Genomic DNA, 25,912 nt, shown 5'->3' with positions numbered 1-25,912 from the left:
GCTCTTGGAGTGGCCATGCTCAAAAGTGACCTGCTGCAGCTGATCGCGAACGGCGAGAACTCAGGCGTCGAGTTCAAGCGGGATGACCTGCGCCCAGAACAGCTGGCAAGGGAGATCGTTGCCCTGGCCAACCTGAAGGGTGGCAAGGTTCTGCTGGGCGTGGAGGACGATGGCAGCATCAGCGGCATCCAGCGCCACGATCTGGAGCAATGGGTGATGGATACCGTGTTTGGCCGGTATGTGCACCCGATGATCCTGCCCTACTTCGAGGTCGTGACTTTGGACGATGGCCAACGAGTCGCCGTGATCACGATCACCGAAGGCAGTGCAAAGCCGTACGCGGTTCGGCACAACGACCGGGAAGAGGTCTACGTGCGCGTAGGCAGCACCTCTCGTCGAGCGACACGAGAGCAGCTCGCACGGCTGTTTGAGAGCGGCGGGATGCTTCATGCAGAGTTGCTGCCGGTGTCGGGCACAGCGCTGAATGACCTGGACCGCGCACGCCTGGAGGACTATCTCCTGCGCGTGGTCGGAGATCCGGCAGCGCCCGCCGATCCAGTCACCTGGCATCAGCGCCTTCTCGGGCTGGGGTTCATGGTGGCACGTGACGAAGGAGAACCCGTCTGCTCGATCGCCGGGCTGGTGCTCTTCGGGCACAGCCCGCGCCAGAAGATGCGATACGCCGGGGTGCGGTGGATGTCGTTCAGCGGCACCGACATGAGCTACCAGGCGCAGGACGACAGCGTGATCGATGGCCCGCTGGTGGCACTGTGGACCGGCGATCACGGCCAGCCGTCCGTTGACGACGGCCTGATCGAACGCCTGTCCAGCCGCATGAAACCTTTCATCGAGGTGCACTCGGATGCCTTGCAGGAGGGATTGAGGCGTCACACCGGACTGCGCTTTGCCGCTGAAGCCGTGCGTGAAGCGATGGTCAACGCCCTCGTTCACCGCGACTGGACACGGCCCTTGGAAGTGGAGATCGTCAACTACGCCGACCGCCTGGCAATCACGAGCCCGGGCGCGCTGCAGAACTCGATGACGATCGAAAAGATGCTGGCTGGACAACGCTCCGCACGCAACCCGGTCATCATGGAAGTCATGCGCGACTATGGCTACGTTGAGCAGCGCGGCATGGGTGTGCGCAGGAAGATCGTGCCGCTGACGCGCGACTTCACGGGACGGGATGCGCAGTTCGAGGCTACTGAAGATTTTGTCCGGGTCACCCTGCCTTCAGCCGCACACGAATAGGCTGGCCGTCGGTGGCTGCGCAGCCGGTCGGTTACCAGGCAGCGGCTTACTCAGCGTGGCCTCAGGCCATCCGCTCAGCCCCGATCACGCTCACCCCCGGCCGCGCCGCCAGCGCCGCCTCCAGCAGCGCCTGCGCAATGTGCTCAGCCGGGTTCAACCGCCAACGCCTGGGCAGCATCGGCCCCACCGCACGCAGCACGCTGGCCGCCAGGCGCTCCCCCAGCCTGAACTCGTCCCGCTGCCCACCGATCAACCCGGGCCGCACCAGCGTCAATGACGCGAAGCCGACCTGCTGCAGGGCCTCTTCCAGCTCGCCCTTGACGCGGTTGTAGAAGAACCGCGAGGCGGCATCCGCGCCGATCGCCGAGTTCAGTACGTAGGTCGGCGTGCCGTGGGCGTGGGCCCGTCGCGCCACCGCCAACGGATGGTCGTGGTCCACGCGGCGAAAGGCGGCTTTCGAGCCTGCGGTGCGCAGCGTGGTGCCCAGGGTGCAGATGACGGCATCTGCACGCCACCAGGCGGCGTCTTCATCCAGCCGCTCATAGTCCACCGCGGGGGCCCACAGCTTGGCATGGGCCGGCAAAGGTCGCCGGGTGGGCGCCACGATGGACGCCACCCGCGGGTCGGCCAGCGCCCGCTGCAGCACGTGACGACCCACCAGGCCGGTGGCCCCGACCAGCAGCAAGCGTTGGGCGAGCCGGGGCTGGCGTGCTGCCGAATTCACGAGCTCAGGCCAGCGACCCCGGGGCGCCCAGCTTCAGCATTGCCCGCGCCTCTTCGGGCGTCGCCACGCGGCGGCCGTACTGTTCGCACAGCTCGGCCACCTGGCGCACCAGCGCGGCGTTGGAGGGGGCCAGGGTCTCGCGGTCCAGGCGAACGTTGTCTTCCAGGCCGGTGCGGCAGTGGCCGCCCAGTTCCAGCGACCAGCGGACCAGCTCGATCTGGTGGCGGCCGATGCCGGCGCCGGTCCAGGTGGCGTCGGGGGCCAGGCGGCGCAGCGTCTTCACGTAGAACTCGAAGACCTCGCGGTCCACCGGCATCGCGTTCTTCACGCCCATCACGAACTGCACATGCAGCGGCCCGACGCCGATACGGCCGTCGGCGTGCATCTCGGCGGCCTTGAAGATCATCGACAGGTCGAAGGCTTCCACTTCGGGCTTGATGCCGTACTGCTTCATCTCGGCGGCCAGCCAGTCCACCAGGTCGGGCGCGTTGTCGTACACGCGGGTGGGAAAGTTCACCGAGCCTGTAGCCAGCGAGGCCATGTCGGGCCGCAGGTGCAGCATGCCGCCACGCTCACGCCCGGCACCCGAACGGCCGCCGGTGGACACCTGGGTGATGATCAGCGGGCAATGCTTGCGGATGCCGGCCAGCACCTCGGCAAAACGCTCGGGCGCCGAGGTGGGCGTCTCGTCGTCGTTGCGCACATGCAGGTGCACCAGCGTGGCCCCGGCCTCGTACGCAGCATGCGTGGACTCGATCTGCTCGCTGGGCGTGACCGGCACCGCCGGGTTGTCCTTCTTGCGCGGCAGCGAGCCGGTGATGGCGACGGAGATGATGCAAGGCTGGGACATGGTCAGGCTCTCTTCAGCTTGATGGCGTTGGGCAGGGGAACGGAGCGGCGCAGCACCGTCTCGCCCAGCCACAGCGCGCTGCGGCGGGCGCGTGCGGCCACGGTGGGCAGCGGCATCTGCTGGTAGTCGTCGTTGAACACCTCGAAGCTGTAGTCGCCGCGGTAGCCCAGGCGGTGCAGCCGCAGCACCCAGTCGGCCACCTCGGCGCTGTGCACGCCCTCACCCGGGAACACGCGGAAGTGCCGCGCGGTGGTGATGCGCTCTTCCACCGAGCGGATCTCCTGCCACATGAAGTCGGCCAGCTGCACCAGGAAGATCTTGTAGGGGTCGATCAGGTCCAGCTCGTCGGCCGCGGTCTTGGTGGCAAAGGCATGGAAGCTGTCGAGCCCGATGCCCAGGTTGGGCATGTCGGCACGCAGCACCACGTCCCAGGCCTGCGGAAACTCGTTGACGTGGCGGCCCCAGGACAAGGCCTCATACGCGATGCGGATGCCCAGCGGCACCGCCAGCATGGCCAACTTGCGCAGGTCGCGCGCCATGTGCTCGCGGTCTTCCTGTGCATGCACCGAGGTGGTGGAACACACCAGCAGCACCTTGGCGCCCAGGCGGCGGCACAGGTCCAGCATGGACTTGGCGACATCGACCTTGTAGTCGTGCAGGTGGCCGCTCAGGCCTTCGAAGTCGCGCAGCACCTGGAAGCCGGTAACGCGCAGGCCGCTGGCCTGCACCGCGGCCACGGCGGCGTCCAGCCCGTCGGGGTGGCCCACCACGTCGCGGGCGCTGAGCATGATCTGCGAGAAGCCGGCTTCGCGGGCGGCCTTGAGCTTGGGCTCCAGCGGGCCGGCCAGCGAGATGGTGTCGATGCCGAAGTCGGCGAAGTTGCCTTGCGTGGTCTGGCTCATCGCGTCACCTTTGCGCGTGCACCAGCTCGAACGACAGGCCGTGCAGCAGGCCCTTGGTGAGCGCGCCCCGCACATCGGTGTGCACGCGCTCGGTTTCGTGGAACTCGACGCCCCGCTCGCGCATGTGGGCGACGGTGCCTACCACGTCGGGCGTGGCGAAGGCCACGCGGGCCAGGGTCTCGTCGTCTTCCACGTCCAGGATGCCGGGCTCGGGCTCGATCAGCTGCAGGTAGAAGCTGCCACAGGGGCTCTTGAGCACACGGCCCTTGGGCAGGATGCCGAAGGTGGTTTCGGGCGGCACCGGCTCGAAGCCGAAGAGCGCGCGGTAGAACTCGGTCCAGTCTTCGGTGCGGTCGTTGCCGATGTACTGCACCACGCCGAACCAGCTCAGGCTGCAGGCCGAAGGCGGATGCCGCTCCACCGACGGGATGGGCACGAAGTCGACGTCGTAGATCGAGAACTCGCGCCAGCGGTCGACGAAGTAGAGCCGGCTGCTGCCCACGCCGTGGATGGCAGGGATGTGCAGCTCCATCGGCTCGATGTTGACGGGCACGGCCCAGGCGCCGTTGTCCAGCGCCTGGCGGTAGGCGGCGCCGGCATCACGCACGCGGAAGGCCAGCGCGGCGATCACCGCCGGCGTGCCGCCCGCGCCTTCGGGCGCCACCACGTCGTGCGCGTTGACGATGACGTTCATCGGGCCCTGGCGGTACAGCGTCACCTCGCGCGAGCGGTGGCGCGCCACCGGCGAGAAGCCCACCATCTCCAGCACCTGGCCCAGCGCCTGCGGCCGGGCGGTCGAGTACTCGATGAACTCCAGGCCAGCCAGGCCCAGGGGGTTGGGCAGCTCGCCGATGTCTTCACGGTTCAAGGTGTTGGCCATGTGCTTTTGAGGATGGAAAAGTGGGCAGGCGGTCAGTGTTCCAGGACCGCGGTCTCGGTCAGCTCTTCGACGGTGGCGGTGCCGAAGCCGAAGAACTCGAGGTAGGCGGGAATCATCTCGAAGAGCATGTCGGTGCCCACCTGCACCGGGCAGCCCCTGGCCCGCGCGGCCTGCAGCAGCGGGGTGTACTTCTGGGTCATCACCACCTCGCCCACGAAGGTGCCGGGCGCGATGCGGGTGACGTCGAAGGGCAGCGGATCGTCGGGCTTCATTCCCAGCGGGGTGGCGTTGACGACCAGATCGTAGCCCGCCGGATCACGGCTGCCGGTGTGCACCTGCAAGGCCGGGTAGTGGTGGCGCAGCCGGCCGGCCAGCGCCTGGGCCGAGGCGTCGCTGGTGTCGAACAGCATCATCTCGGCCACGCCCGCCGCCGCCAGCGAAGCGGCGATGGCGCAGCCCACGCCGCCGGTGCCGGCCACCAGCACGCGGCGGCCCGCCGGCTGCCAGCCCTTGCCGATGACGCCGCGCACGAAGCCGGCACCATCGAACTGGTCGCCCACCAGCGAACCGTCGGGCCGGCGCAGGATGGCGTTGGCCGCGCCGGCGATGCGGGCGGTGGGCGTGAGCTCGTCCACCAGGTCCAGCGTGGCCACCTTGTGCGGCATGGTCACCAGCGCGCCGTGGAAGTTGGTGAAGCGGCGCAGCGTGGCGATGGTGGACGCATAGTCGGCCGGCGCCACGCCCATCGGCACCACCACCGCCGCGATGCCGCGGCGCTCGAACCACGGGTTGTAGATCATGGGCGCCTTGACCGGCTCGATGGGATAGCCGAAGTGCGCGATGAGTCGGGTCTTGCCGGTGATCATGGTCGGTCAGGCGTGGGCCGTCTTGAGCTTGGGTTGGGCCAGGGCCTGTTCCCGCGCGGCGTGGTAGTCCCCTTCGGGCACGGGCACCGCATCGGGATTGCCCAGGTCTTCCATGCGCACGCGGTAGGTCTCGCGGGCGGTGAAGCAGGCGATGGCCGAGATGATGCAGATGCCCAGGGTGAGCGAGCCCACGATCAGCGGGATGTTGGCCGCCCCGGGAGGCGCCACGGTGGCGAACAGCGCCGGCAGCATGGCGGTGGCGGCGGTGCCCAGGTTCTGCGAGATGGCCATCGCCGACACCCGGGTGCGGGTGGGGAACAGCTCGGGGTAGAAGCTGGGGTACACGGCGTTGTAGCCCTGGTACACCAGGCCCCACATCAGCAGCGACAGCACGATGGCCATGGTGACGCTGTGGATGCTGATGGCGTACAGGTAGCCGAAGGACAGCAAGCCGGACAGCAGCGCGCCGATGATGATGGGCGGACGGCGGCCGATGCGGTCGCTGAGGTTGCCCACCAGCGGGATCACGGCCACCGCCACGATGTTGCCCAGCACCGGGATCCACAGGTACACGTCCTTGCTGAAGCCGATGCCGTAGCTCTGCTGCACCGCATAGGCCGCGCCGAAGATGGAGGTGACCACCGGGATCACGTTCATCAGCGCCATGCACACCACGCGCAGCATGTCGCGCCAGCTCTCGGTCACGGCCTGTACCACCGGCGTACGCACGACCGCCTTCCGGGCGCCCACCTCGGCGAAGGCCGGGGTCTCATGCACTTCGCGGCGGATGATGTAGCCGGCCACGATGACGATGAAGCTCAGCAGGAACGGGATGCGCCAGCCCCAGCTGTTGAAGGCCTCGGTGGGCATGTAATGCGCCAGCGGCAGGAACACCGCGGCCGCCATGATCTGCCCTGCCTGCACGCCCTGCAGCGTGAAACTGGCGAAAAAGCCGCGGCGGCCGAAAGGGGCATGCTCCAGGATCATGGAGCTGGCGCCCGAGATCTCGCCCGCCACCGCAAAGCCCTGGATCAGCCGCAGGATGACCAGCAGCACCGGCGCCAGGATGCCGACCTGGTCGTAGGTGGGCAGCAGGCCCACCGCCACGGTTGAAAAACCCATCAGGAACATGCACAGGATCAGCACGTTTTTGCGGCCGTGCGTGTCGCCCCAGTGGCCCAGGAAGATGGCGCCGATGGGCCGCGCCACGTAGCCCACGCCGTAGGTGGCCAGCGAAGCCACGATGGCGATGGTCGGATCACCCTTGGGAAAGAAGATCTGCGGAAAGATCAGCGACGCCGCCGTGGCGTAGATGAAGAAGTCGTAGTACTCCAATGCAGAACCGATCCAGCCACTGGCCGTGGCCTTGCGGGTCTGACGTCCGCCGTGCGGGCTTGCGTGCGAGGTTGCCAAGGGATGTCTCCTGTCTTCGAGGTGTTTTCACTGTAGCCAGCGGGGGACGATCCGGGGTTTCGCACGTGCACTGAACGTGCGATGATCAGTCACTGGCGATCAATCATCGATCGCATTGAGGGTTAGTCCGGAGCCAGACGCCGTGAGCGATGTCGACCGTTCGCTGCTGATTGAAGGCCTGGGCAAGGGACTGCGGGTGATCGAGTGCTTTTCCGATCAGCATCCGCGACTCACGGCTTCGGAGTGCGGTCGGCTGGCCGGGCTCACACGCACCGCTGCCCGCCGCTACCTGGTGAGCCTGGTGCACTACGGCTATGCCGACACCGACGGCAAGCACTACTGGCTGCTGCCGGCCATCCTGAGGCTGGGCCGCAGCTACCTGGAAGCGGCCAGGCTGCCGCGGCTGGCCCAGCCCTTCCTGCAGCGGCTGTCGATGCAGACCGGCGAAACCGCCAACCTGAGCGTGCTGGACGGGCACGACGTGGTCTACCTCACCCGCAGCAACTCGCCGCGGGTGATCTCCATCGGCTTTCATCCGGGCGCCCGCATCCAGGCCCATCTGGTGTCGGCCGGCTTCGTGGTGCTGGCCAGCCTGACGGATGCGCAGTTGGACGCCTGGTTCGCCGATGCCGAGTTCGGCCGCTTCACGGCCGAGACGGTGGTGGAGCCCGACCAGCTGCGGGCCATGGTGCTGCAGGCGCGGCAGCTGGGCTACTGGCTGGCCGACCAGTACGCCGACATCGGCCTGCGCGGCCTGGCCGTGCCGCTGCTGGACCGCCACGGCCGCTGCGTGGCGGCCATGAGCATCACCTTTCAAAGCCGCGCCTACCCGGGCGACGACGCGCTGCTGAAGCTGCTGCCGCCGCTGCAGGATGCGGCGCAGCTGCTGCGCGGGGTGCTGTAGCGCAGAACGCTCAGGTGCTTTCGCGCACCATCAACTCGAAGCCCACATCCACCTGCCGCTGCGGCAGCGGCCGCTGTTGCAGCCGGGCCACCAGCATCTGGCCGGCCTGCCGTCCCGTCTCGCGCCCGTCGATGCGGATGCTGGTGAGGCTGGGCGCCAGGCTGGCCGCGAACTCGGCATCGCCGCCGCCCATCACCGCCAGCCGTCGCGGCACCTCGATGCCGCGCACCCGGGCTTCGGTCAGCACGCCCATGGCCAGCAGGTCGGAGCTGCAGCACACCGCGTCCACGTCCGGGGCACGTGCCAGCAATTCGGCCAGCGCCGCGCGGCCCTGGGCATGGGTGCTCGGCGCTTCCACCGTCAGTGCCACCGGCGCCGGCAGGCCCAGCTCCGCGGCGCGCTGCAGGAAGCTCGCTGCCCGTCGCAAAGAACGTTCATCGTCGGCCGACACCAGCGCCAGGCACCGCCGGCCCCGTTGGACGAGGTGGTCGCAGGCCGCCTCGCCGATGCGCTCGTGCGAGGCACCCACCCGCATGTCGATCGGCTCATCGGCCAGGTCCCAGGTCTCCACGATGGGGATGCCGGCCTGCCGCAGCAGCGCGCGGCCCGCGGGTGAATGCCGCACCCCGGTGATCACCAGCCCCTCGGGCCGCCGGCCCAGCGCGGCGCGCAGCAGCTCGTCTTCACGGCCGCCGCCGTAGCCGATCTCGCCGATCAGCAGCTGGTAGCCGTGGGCGCTGAGCACCTCGGTCAGGCCAGCCGACAGCTGGCCGAAGTTGCTGGCCTGCAGATGGGGCACCAGCGCCGCGACGAAGCCCGAGCGCGCCATGCGCAATGTGCCGGCGGCGCTGTTGGGCACGTAGCCGGTGTCGGCGATGGCCCGGCGCACACGCGCCAGCGTGTCGGGCGCCAGCTTGGCCGGCTCACGCAGCGCGCGCGATACCGTGATGGTGGAAACCCCGGCCAGCCGGGCCACGTGGTGCACCGTGGCCGAGCCCGGCCGGGCGGCGGGCGCTGGAGATTCGTCGTGGGGGGCCGTGGGCATGACGAGCAGTGTAGGCAGCCGACAGCAACGGGTAAGTCCCAATGCAGCGGCTGATGTCAACGTTAACACTGGCTGCACATGCAGTTTCATGCATGTCTCGCCATCACAAAGGCGCACCATCTTGCTGGTGACGCCGACCTTGGAGACCCCGATGTACCCACGTCTCACCACCACCGCCTTGCCCCGTGCCTTTGCGGCCTCGGCCCTGCTTCTCACCCTGTGCGCCTGCGGCAGCGACAGCGACGTGCCGCCGCCGGTGCCCGGCGTGGCCGAGCTGCAGCAGGCCTGCGCCCGCATGGCCGGCACCACCGTGGCGCCGTCGCGCATCGGCCTGCCCAGCGGCGCGGCGACCGTGACTGCCGCGGTGTTGGTGCCCGCGGCCGGTGAGCTGCCGGAGTACTGCCAGCTGCAAGGCAGCATCGCTGCGCGCAGCGCCGGTGCCGACCCCATCCGCTTCCAGCTCAACCTGCCCACCACCTGGAACCAGAAGGCGCTGATGTACGGCGGCGGCGGCTTCAATGGCGTGCTGATCGACGGCACCGCCGCGCTGCGCGACGCACCCGCCGGCATGGCGCGGCCACTGGCCCAGGGCTACGCCACCTTCGGCACCGATTCCGGCCACGACGCCACCAGCTACAACGCCACCGACCCGGGCCGCTTCGCGCTCAACGACGAGATGCTGGTGAACTTCGCGCATGAGTCGTACAAGAAGGTCAAGGACACCGCCCACGCGCTGATGGCCGGCTACTACCTGCGCACACCCAGCCGCCAGTACTACTTCGGCGGCTCGGAGGGCGGTCGCGAAGGGCTGGTGATGGCACAGCGGTACCCGGCCGACTTCGACGGCATCGTGTCGGTGGTGCCGGTGATCCATTGGACGGGGCTGTTCAACGGCTTCATCAACTTCAGCAAGCCGCAGTTCAACGGCGGCGCGCTCAACACCGCCGAGATCCGCCTGGTGGCCGATGCGGTGAACACCGCCTGCGACGGGCTGGACGGCATCGCCGACGGCGTGGTGAGCAACTACCTGGCGTGCCCTGCCCGCTTCAACCTTCAGAGCCTGCGCTGCGCCGGTGGCGCCGACGTTGGCGACAGCTGCCTGTCGGATGCGCAGCTGGCCACGCTGCAGGCCGCCTACGGCCCCACGGTGATGCCCTTTGCGCTGGCCAACGGCCTGACCACCTACCCCGGCCGGCTGTTCGGTGGCGAGATCCAGCCGGGCAGCGAAGGCATCGGCCGCTGGATCACCAACGGTCAGGTGCCCCAGGTGCCCACACCGCTGGCCACCGATGCACGCGGTGTGAACTACGGCAGCAGCTACGCCCGCTACGTGATCGCGCGCGACGCGGCCTTCGACGTGCGCAACTTCGACGCGGCCACCTTCCGCACGCGCATCCAGGAGGTGTCTGCGCTGATGGACGCCACCGACCCCGACCTGTCGGCCTTCCTGCGGCGCGGCGGCAAGCTGATCGTGCGCGAGAACAGCGGTGACATGGCACAAAGCCCGATGGCCGGCATTCAGTACTACCAGAGCGTGGTGGCCAGGATGGGTCAGTCGGCGGTCGACGGCTTCATGCGGCTGTACGTGTCGCCGGCTTCCAACCACGGCGGCACCGCGGCCAGCCTGACCACCGGCACCCTGGTGCCCACCACCACCGACCTGCTGGCCGAGCTGGACCGCTGGTCCACGACCGGCACCGCCCCGGCCGACGCATTGGCGCAGGTGCGCAATGCCACCACGGCGCCCTACACCACACTGGCATCACGCCCGATGTGCCGCTTTCCGGGCTATCCGCAGTACGTGGGCGGCGATGCCAGCCTGATGGCCAGCTACCGCTGCGCCACCTCGGCGCCCTGAGCATCGAAGGTGCCTGCGAGCGTTGGCTGGGTGCCCGTGACGCGCAGCGTGCCGGCCGGGCGCCCGGCACGGGTCAGTCCGCCGTCGTGATGGCGCTCATCAGCACCTTGTGCATCGTGTACTTCACCGTGCCTTGCGTGTAGCCCCGCGTTTCCAGCACCACGCGGTAGCCGGCACGCTGGTAGAAGCGCGGCGCCTGGAACGAGAAGGTGTCGAGGTACACCAGGCTGCAGCCGCGCGCGGCGGCGGCGGCCTCGAACTCTTGCAGCAGCTGCTGGCCCAGGCCCTGGCCGCGGCGCGACGGGTCAACGGCCAGCTGTTGCAGCTCGCAGCAATCGCCCCAGGTGCGGCCGACGGCACCGGCGATCACGCGGCCACCTTCAGCGCGTCCAAACACGCTGAGCGGCCGCACATCGGCCAGCGCTGCATGGCCCTGGTTGAATGCATCGAGCCAGGCATCCACCGCCGCAAGGTCGGCGGCCGCGGGTGCTGCCGTGACCTCGAAGGACAGTGGCAACGTCGCGCCCGTCAAAACCACAGATCCCGTATGCAGCGCCCGTCGCGTGGCAGGTCGTCAAAGGCGTCCAGCCCGTCGAAGTGATCGATGGGCAGGGCCGCGATCGGCTCCGGCTCGGCCAACCGCAGGTTCACCGCGATGCGCCGCCGGCCGTCCGCTTCCAGCTGCAGGCCGCGCCAGTGCGTCACGCAGCCGCACTGCGGGCAGAAGTTGAAGGTGAGCGCCCGGCCGCGGGCGAAGGCGGTGGTGGGGCCGGTCACGGTGATGTCTTCGTCCTCGTGACCATAGGCCCACAAGGTGCCGTAGCGCCGGCAGGCCGTGCAATTGCAGGCCGTGGCCGATTCCGGCATGACCGCCATCCGCCAGCCGGCGGAACCGCACAGACAGGAGCCTTCGAGCATGGTGGTCCCCCTTTTTGGCGGCCGTGCCGCCCGGGGGGCCACGGCCTGCCATGATCATGCCCCATGTCCGCCCTGCGCCCCCTCACCCAGACCTTCCCCCTGCCCGGCCGGCTCGAGGCCATCCTGCTGCGGCCGGCGCGCGGGCAGCCGGCGGTGTCGGTGGCCTCGGCCGTGGCGTTGGCCCAGCGCGGGCTGGAGGGGGACCGCAGCACCGCGGGGCCGCTGCGGGCCGGCGGGGGTGGCAAGCGGCAGGTGACGCTGCTCCAGGCCGAGCACCTGCCGCTGATCGCGGCCTGGACCGGCCATGCGACGCTGTCGGCGGCCGTGTTGCGGCGCAACCTGGTGGTCTCGGGGCTCAACCTGGTGGCGGCGCGCAGCCTGTTCGCCGATGCGCCGCTTCGGCTGTGCATCGGACCCGAGGTGCAGCTGGAGATCACCGGCCCCTGCGACCCCTGCTCCAAGATGGAAGAGGCCTTGGGCCCCGGCGCCTACAACGCGATGCGCGGCCACGGCGGCATGACGGCGCGGGTGCTGGCCGGCGGCCGCCTGGCGGTGGGCGATGCCGTGGTGGTGCGGCTGGCGCCGGTGCCGCAGCAACAGTCGCTTTTCGTCTGACCGGGGAACACAGCGGCCGAGCCGGCACTCTGTTTGCCGAAAGCCTGCGTGTGAGGGCCCGGGACCCGGGCCGATGGAGACCGATGAATGAACATGGAGCAGACCCTGGCTGGCCGGCGCATCGCCGTGCTGGCGGCCGATGGATTCGAGAAAGTGGAACTGGCGGTGCCGGTGGCGGCGATGCGCCATGCGGGCGCGGCGGTGGAGATCATCTCGCTGCGCAAGGGCCACATCCGCGGCGTCAACCTGCATGAGCCCGCCTCGCGCGTGGCGGTGGACCGGGTGGTGCAGGACGCCCACCCCGAGGACTACGACGCGCTGCTGATCCCCGGCGGCTTCATCAACCCCGACCTGCTACGCCAGTCGCAGCCGGCGCGGCAGTTCGTGCGCCAGTTCGACGCGCTGGGCCGCCCGCTGGCCACGCTGTGCCACGGCCCCTGGGTGCTGGCTTCGGCCGGACTCACCTCGGGACGGCAGATGACCTCCTGGCCCGGCATCCGCGACGACCTGGTCAATGCCGGCGCCACCTGGCTCGACCAGCCGGTGGTGATCGACCGCAACTGGATCACCAGCCGCGGCCCGCAGGACATGCTGACTTTCGTGAAGGCGCTGCTGCCGCATTTTGCCGGCGCCCATCCGGATGAAGTGCAGAACGCGGTGCGCACGCTGTCGGCACCGCAGCGCACCGAGGCGCCGCGCCTGGTGCTGGGTGTGATGCGATGGCTGCCGCGGCCTTCGGTGCGCACGGTGGCCCTGATCGGCCTGGGCGCGCTGGCGCTGGTGCTGCTGGGGCAGCGTCCACGGCGCAGCGCGCGGCGCACCGACCGTGACCCCGGCTAGCATCTCCGCTTGTACAGACAAGTGGATACGGGCCGCATGACGACGATGAGCAGACCTGTGCCGCGCGCCGCCCGCGTGGCCGCGATGATGATGGCCGCGGCAAGCGCCATGGCCTCAGCCGGCGCCCATGCGGCGCCCGCGGCCCCGGCGAGCCTGTGCCAGCCGGGTGAAGAAACGGTGTTCAGCTGCCCCGCCGGCCGCAAGCAGATCGCGGTATGCGCGACGCCCGGCCTGGGCCCCACCGGCGGCCTGCTGCAGTACCGCTTCGGCCGGCCCGGTGCCCCCGAGCTGCAACACCCGCCGGCCGGTGCCGATGCCCCCGACTGGCGCGCCAGCGTGCAGGCGGGCAGCCTGATGTTCTCGGGCGGCGGCGGCGCCTGGCTGGCCTTCGACAAGGGCGACCACCGCTACGTGGTCTACACCGCCATCGGCCGCGGCTGGGGCACCCAGGAAGGCGTGGTGGTGGAACGCGCCGGCCGCCGCATCGCGCAGGTGCCCTGCACGCAGGCGGCGCAATCGCAACTGGGCCCCGACCTGGCCCGCCGCGCCGGCATCGCGGCCGACATGCGCGACTTCGAACTCCCCTGACCCGCTTCTTCCTCCCAAGGAGGGAGGCGGCAAAGGCGCGTTAGGGATGGACCGGCATGCCCCCGCGGGCGAACCATGGCGGCTCCGGGCCCGTTGCGGCCCGACCCGTGCAGGAGTCCGCCATGATCCAGGTCGATGCCCAAACCATGCGCGAGGTGGCGCCGCATTTCAGCGGCGCCATGGCCGAGCGCCAGAACGCCATCATCACGGCCGTGGGCGAGGTGCTGGCCACCACGCTGGACGGCTACGCGATCAACACCCGGCTGCGCATCGCGCACTTCCTGGGGCAGACCTGCCATGAGTCGGCGGGGTTTCGCACCACCGAAGAATTCGCCAGCGGCGAGGCGTATGAAGGCCGGCGCGACCTGGGCAACCTGCAGCCCGGCGACGGCGTGCGCTACAAGGGCCGCGGCCTGCTGCAGCTGACCGGCCGCGCCAACTACCGAGAGGTGGGTGAGCTGATCGGCGTGAAGCTGGAAGAGCAGCCCGAGCGCGCCGCCGAGCCGGTGTTGTCGCTGAAGATCGCCTGCGAATACTGGAAGCGCCGCAACATCAATGCGCTGTGCGACGCCGATGACGTGGTGGCCGTCACCCGCGCGGTCAACGGCGGCACCAACGGGCTGGACGACCGGCGGCTGTCCACCGGCCGCGCCAAGGCCGCGATCGCGCGGCTGGAAGGCTTTGTGCTCAGCGGCGAGACACCGCCCAGTCTGGGCCGCCCGGTGCTGCGCCGCGGCTCCAAGGGCGAGGCGGTGGGCCAGCTGCAGCGCCGGCTGCAGCAGCTGGGCTTCATGCTGGCGATCGACGACGACTTCGGCGCCGGCACCGAAGTGGCGGTGGCCGCCTTCCAGCGCCAACGCGGCCTGCAGCCGGTGGACGGCATCGTCGGCCGCGACACCTGGGCCGCGCTGGATGCGGCGGCCTCGGGGGGTTGAGGCCCCCAAGCTCGCTGCGCTCGCTGCCCCCCAGGGGGGCGCGTTCCGCCTTGGGGCGGCCCGGCGGCGGAACGTCGGCCCCCAAGCTCGCGGCGCTCGCTGCCCCCAGGGGGGCGCGTTCCGCCTTGGGGCGGCCCGGCTCGATCTTCATCCAGCGCAGTACGATCAAGCGCAAGACCAGGAACCGCTCAAGCTCGCCCTTGACCCGACGCGCGTGACCCGACAGCTCTTCTGGCGCCTTCGGCTCGAAGGCCGGCCCTGCCTCATCGATGACCTCGGCGGCGGCCCGCTCGTTCTGTCGCGCAAGGATGCCGCCTGGCTGGCCTGCGCGGCGCTGGAGCCGGGCGTACGCAGCCATCGTGTGGCCACCCTGGCCTGGCCGGCCACGGACGAGCGCGGTGCGCTCAACAACCTGCGCCAGCGGGTCCACCAGCTGCGCAAGAAAACCGGCGCGCGCCTGGTCGAGATGGCTGAGACGCTGGTGCTGGCCACCGACCTGCGGCGCGATGAAGACCACCTCTCCTGGGCGGCCTTGCAAGCCGACCCCGGTGCGTGGGATGACGAGCCGCTGGGCGATCTGACCTACGACGGCGAGGCCGAGCTGGCTGCCTGGGTGGCTGGCGTGCGCGAACGCCACCGCCAGCGGCGGCGCGAGGCGCTGGCCGCCATCGCCGATGCTGCCGAGCGCGAGGGCCGCCATGCCGACGCGCTGATGTTCGCCCAGCACCTGCATGCCGACGATCCGCTGTCCGAGCCGCTCCACCGCCAGCTGATGCGCTTGCACCATGCCCTGGGCGACGTGGCCTCGGCGCTGCGGGTGTACGACCGTGCCGAACGATCGCTGAGCGAGGAGCTGGGCCTGCGCCCCAGCGCCGAGACACTCGTGCTGCGCGAGTGCCTGCTGCAGGGGCGGCAGCCGGTCATCGGTGCGCTGCCCGACCTGCCAGCGACCCTTGCACGACCGCCTCGCCTGATCGGCCGCGAGCGCCCGCTGCGCGCGCTGGCGCAGGCACGCAGTCTTGGCCAACCGGTCCTGGTGGTGGGCGAGGCCGGCGCCGGCAAGTCGCGCCTGCTGCAGGAGGCCCTGGGCGGGCTGGCCGATGTGCTGCAGCTGGCCGCCCAGCCGGATGACGCGCAAGCACCGTTTACCACCGTGCAGCGGCTGTTGTCTCGCCTGCGACGCTGGCCGCTGGCGCCGGCCGCCACGGGCGCAGAGCCGGACGCGAGGCTGGCGCCCATGCCGGCGCAACGCCTGCGCCACCAGATCGCCGACGCGCTGGCGGCTGCGCTGCAGCAGGGGCTGGGCACCGTCGTGATCGACGACCTGCACTTCGCCGATGCGGCCAGCCACGAACTGCTGCAGGGGCTGATCCTAGCGGCGGAGCCTCCGACCCGGCCGGCCTGGGTGCTGGCCAGCCGCCCGCTGGCCGCCGACGCGGCGCAGCCCTGGACGAACGCGGACCACCTGCAGTGGCTGGAACTGCCACCGCTGGATGCGCATGCCGTGCACGACTTCGTGGCCAGCCTCTCGCTGCCCGGCATTGACGCCCACGCTCTGGCGCCTGCGCTGCTGCGCCACGCGGGTGGGTTGCCGCTGCACCTGCTGGAGACCTTGCGGGCCGGCCTCCAGGACGGCGCTCTGGACGCCGCAGAGCTGCCCCACCCGGCGTCGATCGAGCGGCGCCTGCAGGCCCGGCTGGCCCGCCTGCCGACCGAATCGGCGGCGCTGGCGCGGCTGGTGGCGGTCGCCGGCAGCGACTTCGACATCGAGCTGGCCGAACACCTGACCCACCGGCCGGCGGTGATGCTGGCCGACGCCTGGCACCGGCTGGAAACCGCCCAGGTGCTCGATGGCGAAGGCTTCGCGCACGAGCTGGTGCGCCAGGCCGTGCTGGCACTGACGCCGCGGGTGGTAGCAAGGCGCATCCACCGGCAGGTGGCGCAGGCGCTCACCGCCCGGGGCGGCGAGCCAGCGCGGCTGGCAGCCCACTGGGAGGCCGGCGGCGAGCCGGCGCACGCAGCGGCCGCCTACGAAGCCGCGGCCGATCGCGCCCATGCCGCCTCGCGCCCGCGCGAGCAGGCGGCACTGCTGCGCCAGGCCGCCGCCGCGTGGGAAGCTGCCGGCCACGGCGGCGCCGCGCTGCGCGCCCGTGCACGCGCCATCGTGCCCACCGTGCTGGGCGAGGGGCTGGACCCGGCGCTGCAGGCCAGTACCGCCCTGATCGAGGCCGAGGCCGAAGCCGCCGACCTGGGACATGCCTGGGCCGCGCATGCCACGGCGCTGGTGTGGGGCGGCCGCGCCACCGAGGCCGAGCCGGCCGCGCAGCAGGCCCTGCATCTGCTGCCGGCGCACGCCGTGACACCGCGGCGCGAGGCCTTGCAGGCGCTGGCCATGGCCTTGTCGATGCAGGGCCGTGCGCCGCAGGCCGTGGCCCTGCTGCAGCCCGGCTGGCCGATGCTGGACCAGCAGGCCTCGCCCGCCGACTGCCTCGACTATGCCGGCGCCTACCTGATGGCACTGGTCAACGCCGGCCGGCTGGGCGACTCGCTCGCCGTGGCACGTCGCCAGCTCGGCTGGGCCCGGGCGACGGACAACCGGCTCGCCGAGCTCAACGCCTGGATCAGCGTGGGCTATGTGCACCTCAAGCGCGGAGAGGCCCGCGACGCGGTGGACGCCGGGCGCGAAGCGCGCGAGCTGGGCCGCGGCGTGCCCGAACTGCAGACCCAGTCGCGCATGAACGACGTCGCGCTGGCACTGGCCGAGGCCACCTGCGGCCATTTCCGTGCCGCGCTGCCGCTGGCCCGGTCGGCGCTGGAGCACATGTCGCAGGCCATGCCGGGTTCCAACTTCCAGGCCGTCGCCGCGCTGGCGCTGGCCTGGACCTGGCTGCAACTGGGCGAACCCGGGCGCGCGTTGCCGCTGCTGCAGCAGGACCTGCCCAACGCCGTGCCCGAAAGCGCGGTGCAGCGCCGCCTGCTGCTGGGCCAGGCGGCCGAGCTGCTGGGCGCGCCCGAAGCCGAGCGGCACTACCGGGAGGCGGCGGCCATCGAGCCGACACGCAGAATGGCTTCCACGCTGCTGGCCGAACTGGCGCTGCAGCGTCGCGCCGCCGACACCGCCGCCGCGCACGCAGCCTGGGCCGTGATGCAGGAGGCGCAAGCACGCGAGCTGCATGGCGTGGCGGCGGAAGCGGCGGCCACCGCCTTGCAGGCCAGGGCGACGGCAGCGCCGCGCACGCTGGACCCGGACGACGTGGCGCATGCCGAGCATCTGGTGCGGCAGTACCGGGCGGCCTACACCAGCTGGACGCGCCAGTGGCTGGCCTGCGCCGCCGCCTACACCGCGCTGGGCGACGTCGCGGCCGCCGCGCGCTGCCGCAGCCTGGCCGCCGGCTGGCTGCAGCAGACGCTGCAGACCCAGGTGCCGCCGGAAGGCCGGGCGGGTTTCGGTCGACATCCCTGGCACGCTGAACTGTTGCAGCCTGCGCGCGGTCACGCCGGGTGGTCAATCGAGGCGCAGGCCGGGCACCTGCACGGGGGCGCGCTGTGATTCGCTGCCCTCGACGCCCAGCTCGCCACGGCTGTTGCTGCCCCAGGCCCAGACGCTGCCGTCGGTGCCCAGCACCAGCGTGTGGAAGGTGCCGACCGACATCGCCTTGACCGGCGGCAGGCCCGGTACCGGCAGCGCCACGCTGGTGGCCTGGGCCGTAGGTCCGCGTCCCAGCGCCGGACCCGAAGGGCCCCACGTGTGCACGGTGCCACCGGCGTCGAGCGCAAAGCCGTTGAGCAACTGGATGCCGAGCGCCACCACGTTCTGCGGTGCGGCCAGGCGCACCGGGTTGCTGCGGTAGGTGGTGGTGCCATCGCCCAGCTGGCCATCGTCGTTGCGACCCCAGGCCCAGACGCTGCCGGCCGTATCCAGGGCCAGGCAGTGCTCGCCGGTCAGGCCGGCCACCGGGCTGAAGCCGCTGCAGGTGGCCTGGGTCACCGCGGGCAGACCGGCCACCTCATCAATGCGGCCATCGGCCACCAGGGCCAGGCTGCCGTCGCGGCGGGTCGCCGCGACCGCACAATTAGTTGAAGAGGCCGCGGCGCCGATGTGGACCACTTCGCTCAGGCCCGACACCGCCGTGGCCTGGCTGCCGACCAGGCGCCACAGGGTGCCGTCGGGGCGCAAGGCATAGGTGACCGACGGGCAGTGCACGGCCTGCTGCAGGTTGCCGGCGGCCGCCACCGCCACCGGCGAGTTGCCGTAGGCGGTGCCCCAGGCCAGCAAGCCGCCATCCGGCCGCAGCACGAAAGAGTCGTTGAACAGCGCGCCACTGGGCGTGGCCACCACGGCGGCCGCGCCGGTCACCTCCGTCAGCACGCGCGCCGGGCTACCGGCGATCGGCGTGCTGGCGCCCCCGCCCACCATCGCGCCGCCCCAGACCAGCACGCGGCCATCGGCCTGGACCGCGAGCGAATAGCCGGCGCCTGCGGCGATGCGCGGCCCGCTGATGGCGGCCGCGGGCGCGGGGGCCGGTGCTGGCGCCGGCTCGGGTGCGGGTGCGGGTGCGGGAACCGGGGCCGGTGCGGGCGCAGGCTGCGGGGCCGGCGAAGGGCTCTCGGCCGCCGGTTCCACGGCGCTGCTGCCGCTGCCACCGCCACCGCAAGCCCCCAGCGCGCCGGCGGCCGCAACCGCCATGGCCAGCGAGGCAAGCGCGCGCAGGCGCGGGCAGGAACGGGTGATGACCAGCCCCGACGGCTGGCTCGGCAAGGGATGCAACATGAACTCTCCTGGTAGTGCATGACGGGGATGCCGCCGTCGAGGGCAGCACGCCGTCATGGTTGACGCAGGCGAGTTAGCGCAGAGTTATGGACCGTCGGCGCCAGCCATGGCGCGACGAGGCGATCACACCTTCGCCAGATCCAGCCGGCTCGTCTCGCGGCTGGTGGCCAGCGCCGCCAGCGTCAGCAGGCCGTTGGCCGCCAGGTACAGGCCCACGCCCCACAGGCCATAGGCCTTGTTCAGGTCGATGGCCACCAGCGTGGGCAGCGAAGCGCCGACGATGGAGGCCAGGTTGTAGGCCATCGAAGCGCCGGAGTAGCGCACCTCGGTCGGAAACAGCTCGGGCAGCAGCGCGGCCATCGGGCCGAAGGTGCAGCCCATCAAGGCCATGCCCACCACGATGAAGGCCAGCACCGACAGCGGCGTGCCGTGGTCCAGGAACTGCGGCATCAGCAGGCCGAAACCCATGATGCCCACCGTCACGCCCATCAGCCACAGCCGGCGGCCGTAACGGTCGGCCAGCTTGCCGGCCAGCAGGCAGAAGATGCCGAACACCACCGCGCCCACCAGCAGGATGCCGGTGAAGGTGTTGGCCGGAATGCCCAGCCCGGTGGCATGGCCGGCCGGCGACACCGCGGCCGGGCTCTTGGAATACACCTGCACGAAGGCCGTCATCAGGTAGAACAGCACATAGGTGGTGGTCATGATCAGCGTGCCCTGCAGCACGCGGCCGCCATGGTGGCGGAACACCGCGCTCACCGGCGCCTGCTCGGTGCGGCCGGCCTTCTCCACGTCCTGGAACACCTGGCTTTCATGCAGCGTCAGCCGCACGTACAGGCCCACGCCCACCAGCACGATGGACAGCACGAACGGGATGCGCCAGCCCCAGGCCACCATCGATTCCGGTCCGATCAGCCAGGTGATGAGGAACAACACGCCATTGGCCATGAACAGGCCAATGGGCGCGCCCAGCTGCGGAAAGCTGCCGAACCAGCCGCGCTGGCCGGCGGGTGCGTTCTCGGTGGCCACCAGCGCGGCGCCGCCCCATTCACCGCCCAGGCCGATGCCCTGGCCGATGCGGAACAGGCACAGCAGCAGCGGCGCGGCAATGCCGATCTGCTCGTAGCTGGGCAGCAGGCCGATGGCCACGGTGGACAGGCCCATGGTCAGCAGCGATGCCACCAGCGTGCGCTTGCGGCCGATGCGGTCGCCGAAGTGGCCGAACAGCGCCGAGCCGATGGGCCGCGCCAGGAAGGCCAGCGCCAGCGTGCTGAGCGACAGCAGCGTGGCCGCCGAGGGGTCGCCCTTGGGAAAGAACTGGCTGTTGAACACCAGCACCGCAGCAGCGGCGTAGATGTAGTAGTCGTAGAACTCGATGGCGGTGCCGACGAGCGAGGCCATGGCCACATGGCGGGGCGAATTGCGCGGCCCCGTGGTGGCGGTGTGGGTGGTAGACATCTGATCCTTCTGACTGCGCGGGCCGCAGCGGGCCATGCGCGGCACCACCGGTGCATCGCATGCGGGCGCATGGGCGGCAAGCCGGTGGGCGGGTAGCGGTGGAAGGAGGCCGGCGCGCGGGCGGGATGTGCCGGGGCCGGGCCTCGTCAAGCGCCGGCCGCCTTCTGGGCGGACCTGTGGTGGCAGCGCCTGCTCTGGTAATGCCTGCAGGCTCCGCGCGCTTGGGAATCAGGGATTCTACGGGGGTGCCTAACCCCCTGCCGCCCGCCAGGCCGTGGCAAAGGCGGCCGCCAGCGCCCCCACCTCACCCGCGCTGCGGCCCGGGGCGTACAGCGCCGAGCCCAGGCCGAAGCCGTTGGCACCTGCGCGCCGGTAGTCGGCCATGCGCTCGGGCGTGATGCCGCCCACCGGCAGCAGCGCCACCTCGGGCGGCAGCACCGCGCGCATCGCCTTCACCACGGCGGGGCTGATCAGCTCGGCCGGGAACAGCTTCAGCGCATCGGCGCCGGCGCCCAGGGCGGCAAAGGCTTCGGTGGGCGTGGCCACGCCGGGCACGCACAGCAGGCCGGCGGCCTTGGCCTCGCGGATCAGCGCCACGTCGGCATGCGGCATCACGGCCAGGTCGGCGCCCACGTCCACCAGCCGGGCCAGCTGCTCGGGCTGCAACACGGTGCCGGCGCCCACCAGCACCTCGGGCGGCAGATGGCGGCGCAGTTGCTCGATGCTGTTGAACGGGTCGGGCGAATTGAGCGGCACCTCGATGAGGTGGAAGCCCGCTTCGGCCAGCGCTTTGCCCACCGCGATGGCTTCGGCAGGCTGCAGGCCACGCAGGATGGCCACCAGCGGCAGCAAGCGCTGCGCCTGCGCAAAGCGGTGGGCCAGCAAGGAGGCTTCGGGATGGACGGTAAGGGTCATGCGGTAGGTCCTTCGGTCAACAGGCCAGCGGCCTGGGCGAACTGGTGCAGGCCCTGCGGGGCGGGGTTGCCCAGCAGGGCCGCGGGTGCATGACCCAGGGCACGCAGCGCGCCTGCATAACGCGCCAGCAGGGCCGGCTCGCCGATCAGCACCAGCGGCGGCGGGTCGCCATCGCCCTCGGCGCGCAACGCGGCCAGGCCGGCCACCACCTCATGGCCGATGAGCAGGCCCGACAGGTAATCGGCCTGGCCCTGCGGCGTGAGCTGGCCGGTCAGGCCCAGGGTGCGGCTGCCGAACAGCTGGTGCGCCAGCTCGCCCGGCCCGGCCTGCCGCGCACGCGCCACCCCTGCCTGGAAGGCGGCGTCGTCACTGCCTGTGCTGCCCTCGGCCGGCATCGTCTGGCCCAGCAGCGAATGGCGGCGCAGCACCGCGTACAGCTCGCCGGTCATGAAGGTGCGAAAGCCCGTCACCCGGCCCTGCCGCACCTGGGCCCATTTGGCATGGGTGCCGGGCAGCAGCAGGCAGGCACGCGCGGCCAGCGCCGGCTGCAGGGCCAGCGCGCCAGCGATCTGGATCTCTTCGCCCCGCATCACGTCGGGCGGGCGGCCGCTGTCGGCCGCCGGCCGGTCGATGAGGCCGGGCGCCATGTGCAGCGGCCCATGCGCCGTGCGGATGACCACCGCCTGCCGGGCCAGCGTGGCCACATCGGCCGGGCAGTCCACGTAGCGGGCCTCCTGCCAGCCCTGGGCGCTGCCCACCATGCCGCAGGCCACCATGGGCAGGTCGGGCTGGTCGCGCAGCCAGTCGCCGGCCACCTCGTCCAGCGCCTGCTCGAAGCCGGCCGGCGCGGGCTGCGCCAGGTGGCGGATGCCGCGCGGGCTGCCCCGCTCGGCCAGCAGCGTGCCATCGGCCGCCAGCAGGAAGGCCCGCAGGTTGGAAGTGCCCCAGTCCAGCCCCAGCAGGGCGGGCCGTGGCGCCGGGGTGCTCGCGTTCATCGTTTGTCCTTGCCGATGTCTTTGCCGATGTCCTTGCGCAGGGTCTTGATCAGCCGCTTGCGCACCGGCTTGGCCTGGGTGGCCAGCAGCCGCATGTTGATGTCGTGGCGCGCTTCGGGCGCCATGGCTTTCCAGCCCTTGATCTCGGCGCGGCTGCGGCCGCAGCCGGTGCACACGCCCTCGTCATCGATCTTGCACACCGAAATGCACGGGTTGGCGGTCAGCAGGATGGGCACAGGCAGGGCAAGCGAGTGATGGGCCGACCAGTGTGGCCCAGGCCGGCCCGCCCCACTGGCGCGGGGTCATCGCGCCTCACGGTCTACCGGCAGCGGCAGGTCCAGCTCGCCACGCACCAGCGCCCGTTGCTCGGCCAGCACCCGTGCCACGCCCTCGTGCAGCTGGGCGAAGTCGATCGGCTTGGCCCAGTAGGCCTCCACCCCGGCACGCAGCGCGGCATCCACGTCCTGCGGCATCGCATTGGCCGACAGCGCCACCACCCGCAGTGCCGCAGTGCTGCGGTCGGCGCGCAGCCGGGCGATGACCTGCAGGCCGGTCATGTCGGGCAGCTGCATGTCCAGCAGCACCAGGTCGGGCTGCAGCGAGCGGGCCAGCGCCAGGCCCTGCTGGCCCGTCTCGGCCAGGCTCAGCTGCACCTGCGGATGACGCTGGAAGAAGTGCTCCACCAGCGTGGCGTTGACCGGGTTGTCCTCGATGTACAGCACACGGCCGACCAGAGCATCGGGGTCGACGGGCTCGGCCCGCGGGGCCACGGCCCGCGCCGCGGTCGGCGCCACGTAAGGCAGCGTGACGGTGACCGTGGTGCCCACGCCTTCGCGGCTTTGCACCTGCAGGCTGCCGCCCAGCAGCTCCACCAGCCGCTTGGTGATGAACAGGCCAATGCCCGTGCCTTCGATCGAGGTCTTCTCGCGGCCCATGCGGTTGAAGGCCTGGAACAGCGTGTCGAGCTGGCTGTCCGACATGCCATGGCCGTTGTCGCGCACCTGCAGCCGCACGGTGTTGCCTTCGCGCCGGGCCTCCAGCGTCACATGGCCGCCGGGCCGGTTGTACTTGATGGCATTGCTCACCAGGTTCATCAGCACCTGACGCAGGCGCAGCGGGTCTGAGCGCATCGGCAGCCGCCCGCCGGGCGCAAAGTCCATGTGGAAGCTGACGTCGCGTTCGGCCGCCAGCGGGCCGTTGAGCTGGGCGATGTGGGCCATCTTGGCCACCACGTCCACGTCGGCCATTTCGATGGACATCTCGCCCGACTCGATGCGCGAGACGTCCATCAGGTCGTCGATCAGCGAGCGCAGCTGGCCGCCGGCCGACAGCACATGGGCCAGGTAGCCGTCCACCGGTTCATGCCGGCCTTCGGCATGGGCGGCGCGGCCCAGCTGCGCGAAGCCCAGCACCGCGTTCAGCGGCGTGCGCAGCTCATGGCTCACATGCGACAGGAAGGTGGTCTTGGCGCGGTTGGCCGCCTCCGCCGCGGCCAGCGCGGCACGCGCCTGCTTGTGGCGGTCCAGCTCCAGGCCGAAGGACAGCTCACGCCCCAGCTCCGCCAGCAGCGTGGCCATGTCGTCGTCGAAGGCATCGTCGTCGGGGCCCAGCAGCGTGAGCACGCCCACCACCTCGTCGTCCACCAGGAAGGGCACCGCCGCCACCGGCAGGCAGCCGCTCGCCTGTTCGGTCACGGCGCGGCGCTCGGCCAGCGCACGCGCGGTGGCCGCCGCGGGCCGTCCACCCCAGGGCGCCAGGTCGCTTTCCGCGGCAGCGTCGCCCACCGCCGCAGGGCCGCCGGGCTGGCGCAGGCTGATCCAGGCCTGGCGCGCCAGGCCGGTGCTCCTGCAGGCCCGGCACACCTCCTCGTACAACGCCTGCGGGCTGGCCTGGCGCGCAATGGCCTGGCCGATGGCCGACAAGGTCTCGTAGAAGCGGCGCAAGCGCTCGGCCCGCCGCTGCGACTGCAGCAGCTGGGTGGCGCGCTCCTGGTTGCGGTCCATCAGACGGTTGAACTCGGTGGCCACCTCGCCGAACTCGCCGGGCAGGCCTTCGTCGGCGCGCACGTCGGTGGCACCGGCCTGCAGCTGCCGCGCGGTGTCGGCCACGCTGTTCAGCGCGCGGGTCACGCGGCGCGCCGCGAACAGTGCCGCCGCCAGCCCCAGGCCGATGGCCAGTGCCGCGGCGCCCAGGCCGCGCCACGCCTCGGCATTGGCTTCGGCGTACACCTGCGCGGCCGGCATGCCTGCAGCCGCCTCCAGGCCGAACTTGGGCAGCGCGGTGATGGCGAAGGCCCGCGGCAAACCGTCCACCCCCACGGCCACCTGCACCGGCGCGCCCGACAGCCGGGCCGGCGCCAGCAGGCTGGGCGGCAGCGGCTGGCCGACCCAGCGCTCCGGCTCGGGGTGGCGCACCACGTACAGCCGCCGGTCCTTGCGCAGCACCACCGAATGGCCGGGCTCGGTGTTCAGCGGCGCCATCGCGTCCACCAATGGCTGCAGGTCGAGCGACACGGCCAGCAGGCCCATCTTGAGCCCGGCTTCGCCATACACCGGCGTGGTCATGTAGATCACCCAGCGGCCGCTGATCGGGCCGCGCAGCGGATCGCTGAGCCAGGGCCCGTCGGCCTTCAGGCCTTCGCGGAACCACACGAGATCGGCGAAATGGGTGCGGCTGCGGTTGGCGGTGGAGGTGCACACCGCGCGGCCGGCGGCGTCGAACAGGCCGATGTTGGTGTAGGCCGAGTGGCCACCGGCCACGCCGGCCATCAGGGTGGTGCAGGCGTCCACATCCAGCAGCCGCAGCCGCTGCCGGCTGGCCATGAAATTGAGCAGGTGCTCGGCCTTTTCCAGCATGTCGGTAGCACGGGCGGCCACCTGATCGGCCCGCTGCTTGAGCATGGCATAGCTGCGCTCCTCGGCCTTGCTGCGCGCGTCTCGGATGGACAGCGCCAGCAGCACCAGCAACGGCAACGCCACCGCCAGCACGATGAGCCCGAGGCGCGACTGCAGGTAGCGGTGACGCGGGCCACGCGCCGGTACGGAGGGTACGACCATGCTGGATTCCTTGCCCCTTCGTTGCCGTGTGTGCAAGCCAGGCGGCAGCCGGAAATCCGGCACCGTTGCGGCGCAACGGCAGGCAGCTTGTCTAGCCAAGTGCGGAGCCGCCCGGGGGCCAGGGCGGG

The 25,912-nt window shown here is 71.2% G+C and carries 23 protein-coding genes; 8 read left to right on the top strand and 15 right to left on the bottom strand.

What is annotated here, in order from left to right; all coding sequences use genetic code 11:
• Window positions 1-15: 15 nt before the first annotated feature.
• Window positions 16-1,251: an RNA-binding domain-containing protein gene (locus tag MW290_RS11230; protein ID WP_250194744.1), complete on the top strand. Its 1,236-nt coding sequence runs from the start codon at window positions 16-18 to the stop codon at window positions 1,249-1,251.
• 61 nt (window positions 1,252-1,312) lie between these two features.
• Here the strand turns inward: MW290_RS11230 and MW290_RS11225 are convergent, their stop codons facing one another.
• Genes MW290_RS11225 through MW290_RS11200 form a run of 6 tightly spaced genes read right to left on the bottom strand, consistent with a single transcriptional unit; the run spans window position 1,313 to window position 6,886 of the window.
• Entirely contained in the window at window positions 1,313-1,975 is a 663-nt protein-coding gene (locus MW290_RS11225; RefSeq protein ID WP_250194743.1) for an NAD(P)H-binding protein, read from the bottom strand.
• A 4-nt stretch (window positions 1,976-1,979) separates the two neighbouring features.
• Entirely contained in the window at window positions 1,980-2,825 is an 846-nt protein-coding gene (locus tag MW290_RS11220; protein WP_250194742.1) for a 3-oxoadipate:acetyl-CoA acetyltransferase, read from the bottom strand.
• 2 nt (window positions 2,826-2,827) lie between these two features.
• A complete protein-coding gene (locus MW290_RS11215) occupies window positions 2,828-3,727 on the bottom strand; it encodes a sugar phosphate isomerase/epimerase family protein (protein WP_250194741.1) in 900 nt (299 codons plus the stop codon).
• 4 nt (window positions 3,728-3,731) lie between these two features.
• Complete coding sequence (locus tag MW290_RS11210) at window positions 3,732-4,607, bottom strand: VOC family protein (RefSeq protein WP_250194740.1); 876 nt, start codon at window positions 4,605-4,607, stop codon at window positions 3,732-3,734.
• Between the two features lie 32 nt (window positions 4,608-4,639).
• Entirely contained in the window at window positions 4,640-5,473 is an 834-nt protein-coding gene (locus MW290_RS11205) for a shikimate dehydrogenase family protein (protein ID WP_250194739.1), read from the bottom strand.
• Window positions 5,474-5,479: 6 nt separating this feature from the next.
• Window positions 5,480-6,886 carry an MFS transporter gene (locus MW290_RS11200; protein WP_250194738.1) on the bottom strand — a complete coding sequence of 469 codons (1,407 nt, stop codon included), beginning with the start codon at window positions 6,884-6,886 and terminating at the stop codon, window positions 5,480-5,482.
• A gap of 142 nt (window positions 6,887-7,028) precedes the next feature.
• On the opposite strand from MW290_RS11200, the gene MW290_RS11195 reads away from it, so the two are divergent.
• Window positions 7,029-7,790, top strand: a complete 762-nt coding sequence (locus MW290_RS11195; RefSeq protein WP_250194737.1) for an IclR family transcriptional regulator domain-containing protein — start codon at window positions 7,029-7,031, stop codon at window positions 7,788-7,790.
• 10 nt (window positions 7,791-7,800) lie between these two features.
• Here MW290_RS11195 and MW290_RS11190 read toward each other — a convergent pair whose 3' ends face one another.
• Window positions 7,801-8,835 (bottom strand): LacI family DNA-binding transcriptional regulator, encoded by a 1,035-nt coding sequence (locus MW290_RS11190; protein ID WP_250194736.1) that lies wholly within the window; start codon window positions 8,833-8,835, stop codon window positions 7,801-7,803.
• A gap of 151 nt (window positions 8,836-8,986) precedes the next feature.
• Here MW290_RS11190 and MW290_RS11185 point away from each other — a divergent pair, with 151 nt between their 5' ends.
• A complete protein-coding gene (locus MW290_RS11185; RefSeq protein ID WP_250194735.1) occupies window positions 8,987-10,693 on the top strand; it encodes a tannase/feruloyl esterase family alpha/beta hydrolase in 1,707 nt (568 codons plus the stop codon).
• A gap of 73 nt (window positions 10,694-10,766) precedes the next feature.
• On the opposite strand, the gene MW290_RS11180 is transcribed toward MW290_RS11185, so the two are convergent.
• Together MW290_RS11180 and MW290_RS11175 are read right to left on the bottom strand one after the other, a co-directional pair.
• A complete protein-coding gene (locus MW290_RS11180) occupies window positions 10,767-11,210 on the bottom strand; it encodes a GNAT family N-acetyltransferase (protein ID WP_250194734.1) in 444 nt (147 codons plus the stop codon).
• Window positions 11,211-11,221: 11 nt separating this feature from the next.
• Window positions 11,222-11,611: a GFA family protein gene (locus MW290_RS11175; RefSeq protein ID WP_445659475.1), complete on the bottom strand. Its 390-nt coding sequence runs from the start codon at window positions 11,609-11,611 to the stop codon at window positions 11,222-11,224.
• 63 nt (window positions 11,612-11,674) lie between these two features.
• Here MW290_RS11175 and MW290_RS11170 point away from each other — a divergent pair, with 63 nt between their 5' ends.
• From MW290_RS11170 to MW290_RS11150, 5 genes are all read left to right on the top strand, one after another.
• Window positions 11,675-12,226 (top strand): MOSC domain-containing protein, encoded by a 552-nt coding sequence (locus tag MW290_RS11170; RefSeq protein ID WP_250194732.1) that lies wholly within the window; start codon window positions 11,675-11,677, stop codon window positions 12,224-12,226.
• A gap of 87 nt (window positions 12,227-12,313) precedes the next feature.
• Complete coding sequence (locus MW290_RS11165) at window positions 12,314-13,066, top strand: type 1 glutamine amidotransferase domain-containing protein (RefSeq protein ID WP_250194731.1); 753 nt, start codon at window positions 12,314-12,316, stop codon at window positions 13,064-13,066.
• A 45-nt stretch (window positions 13,067-13,111) separates the two neighbouring features.
• Window positions 13,112-13,654: a hypothetical protein gene (locus MW290_RS11160; protein WP_250194730.1), complete on the top strand. Its 543-nt coding sequence runs from the start codon at window positions 13,112-13,114 to the stop codon at window positions 13,652-13,654.
• Between the two features lie 122 nt (window positions 13,655-13,776).
• Window positions 13,777-14,589, top strand: a complete 813-nt coding sequence (locus MW290_RS11155; RefSeq protein WP_250194729.1) for a peptidoglycan-binding protein — start codon at window positions 13,777-13,779, stop codon at window positions 14,587-14,589.
• 214 nt (window positions 14,590-14,803) lie between these two features.
• Window positions 14,804-18,139: a BTAD domain-containing putative transcriptional regulator gene (locus tag MW290_RS11150; protein WP_250194728.1), complete on the top strand. Its 3,336-nt coding sequence runs from the start codon at window positions 14,804-14,806 to the stop codon at window positions 18,137-18,139.
• Here the strand turns inward: MW290_RS11150 and MW290_RS11145 are convergent.
• From MW290_RS11145 to MW290_RS11120, 6 genes are all read right to left on the bottom strand, one after another.
• Window positions 18,095-19,360 carry an RCC1 domain-containing protein gene (locus tag MW290_RS11145; RefSeq protein WP_250194727.1) on the bottom strand — a complete coding sequence of 422 codons (1,266 nt, stop codon included), beginning with the start codon at window positions 19,358-19,360 and terminating at the stop codon, window positions 18,095-18,097. The genes MW290_RS11150 and MW290_RS11145 overlap by 45 nt on opposite strands.
• Before the next feature lie 123 nt (window positions 19,361-19,483).
• Window positions 19,484-20,818 (bottom strand): MFS transporter, encoded by a 1,335-nt coding sequence (locus tag MW290_RS11140; protein WP_250194726.1) that lies wholly within the window; start codon window positions 20,816-20,818, stop codon window positions 19,484-19,486.
• A gap of 249 nt (window positions 20,819-21,067) precedes the next feature.
• Window positions 21,068-21,733: a 2-dehydro-3-deoxy-6-phosphogalactonate aldolase gene (locus MW290_RS11135; protein ID WP_250194725.1), complete on the bottom strand. Its 666-nt coding sequence runs from the start codon at window positions 21,731-21,733 to the stop codon at window positions 21,068-21,070.
• Entirely contained in the window at window positions 21,730-22,728 is a 999-nt protein-coding gene (locus tag MW290_RS11130; protein ID WP_250194724.1) for a 2-dehydro-3-deoxygalactonokinase, read from the bottom strand. Before MW290_RS11130 ends, MW290_RS11135 begins: the two co-directional genes overlap by 4 nt.
• Window positions 22,725-22,964: a DUF1289 domain-containing protein gene (locus tag MW290_RS11125; RefSeq protein WP_250194723.1), complete on the bottom strand. Its 240-nt coding sequence runs from the start codon at window positions 22,962-22,964 to the stop codon at window positions 22,725-22,727. The genes MW290_RS11130 and MW290_RS11125 overlap by 4 nt, the downstream gene beginning before the upstream one ends.
• 66 nt (window positions 22,965-23,030) lie before the next feature.
• Entirely contained in the window at window positions 23,031-25,784 is a 2,754-nt protein-coding gene (locus MW290_RS11120; protein ID WP_250194722.1) for an ATP-binding protein, read from the bottom strand.
• Between the last annotated feature and the right edge of the window lie 128 nt (window positions 25,785-25,912).

Source organism: Aquincola tertiaricarbonis, from assembly GCF_023573145.1.
GTDB lineage: Bacteria > Pseudomonadota > Gammaproteobacteria > Burkholderiales > Burkholderiaceae_C > Aquincola > Aquincola tertiaricarbonis_B.
Note: the sequence above shows the minus strand (reverse complement) of the source record. Positions and strands in the feature narration are given on the sequence as shown.